Source organism: Caldicoprobacter faecalis (assembly GCF_900115765.1).
GTDB classification, from domain to species: Bacteria; Bacillota; Clostridia; order Caldicoprobacterales; family Caldicoprobacteraceae; genus Caldicoprobacter; species Caldicoprobacter oshimai.
Genome location: NZ_FOXR01000086.1, coordinates 1 through 1,151, shown reverse-complemented (window position 1 = coordinate 1,151; position 1,151 = coordinate 1). Strand labels below are relative to the sequence as shown.

2 pseudogenes are annotated in these 1,151 nt (G+C 35.0%); both read left to right on the top strand.

From position 1 onward, the window contains the following. Positions 1-177 precede the first annotated feature (177 nt). Positions 178-588, top strand: a pseudogene (locus tag BM241_RS12140) (Gfo/Idh/MocA family oxidoreductase); the annotation flags it as partial. 279 nt (positions 589-867) lie between these two features. Then, a pseudogene (locus tag BM241_RS12325) lies at positions 868-981 on the top strand (transposase); the annotation flags it as partial. Between the last annotated feature and the right edge of the window lie 170 nt (positions 982-1,151).

Here is a 1,151-nt window from a genome sequence, read left to right as displayed (position 1 = left end):
TACCTTCATCTTTAGCTCCTTTTAAAAAAAGATAGTGCAAAATTTCAGAATCAATGGTAATATTGTATTGAGCCATTTCTCATCCCTCCAGTTAGGTTTTGGTTTTTACATTTTTAATTCTAACCAGAGGGGTGGGGGTGGCTCAACCCCTTTTTACACAATTATATGGACTTAACTGAAGATAATAATGTGGTTATCATGGAGCTTGAAGGGGGTATAAAAGCGTCTTATCTTCAATGCCATTTTACTCCTGATTATCATCGAAATTATACTTTTATTGGAACAGAGGGAAGAATTGAAAATTCTGAACCGGATGGGAAAGTATGGGTAAAAACAAGAAGATCTAATACGTGGAGAGAATTAGCTGATCGCACTTATGAAATCAAAAAAACTGTAGGAGGTCATAGTGGTGCAGATCCATTAATTTGTAAGGATTTTATTGATATGATTATATATGGGAAAGAGCCGCTTGCTACGCCTATTGCTGGGAGAATGAGTGTTGCAACAGGTTGTGCTGCTGCGGAATCAATGCGTCAGGGGGGTATTCCTGTAAAAGTACCTGAACTTCCAAAAGATCTACAACTTTAATTTTTCAATGGAGGCTATTCCAAATTTTGTGTATGAATGAATAATGGAGCTCCTTTCTGATGAAAATTAACAACATAAATCAGAAAGGAGCTTTTTATTTATAGGTGTTTTACCAAAAGAAATGTTATGGAAATAATCAAGGAAAATAATTTTCAGACATCTTAAGAGATCATGAAATTCATGAAGGAAGCCTTTAAAAATATCCTTCCAAGAAATACTAAAAACAGAAATGGATGTATACCTTATTCCAAAGGAGAAAAGCCCACTGCTGATACAGACAATACTAGAAATGGCTAGAGTTCCAAGATTGTACGCACTGAACTAGGTCCAATAGAACTCGATATCCCAAGAGATCGCAAAGGTGAATACAATCCTAAAATTGTACCTAAATATTGTACCTATAATTTTATGGTTCTAATTTTGATGAGTTAAGTCCATATAATTGTGTAAAAAGGGGTTGAGCCACCCCCACCCCTCTGGTTAGAATTAAAATGTAAAAACCAAAACTAACTGGAGGGATGAGAAATGGCTCAATACAATATTACCATTGATTCTGAAATTTT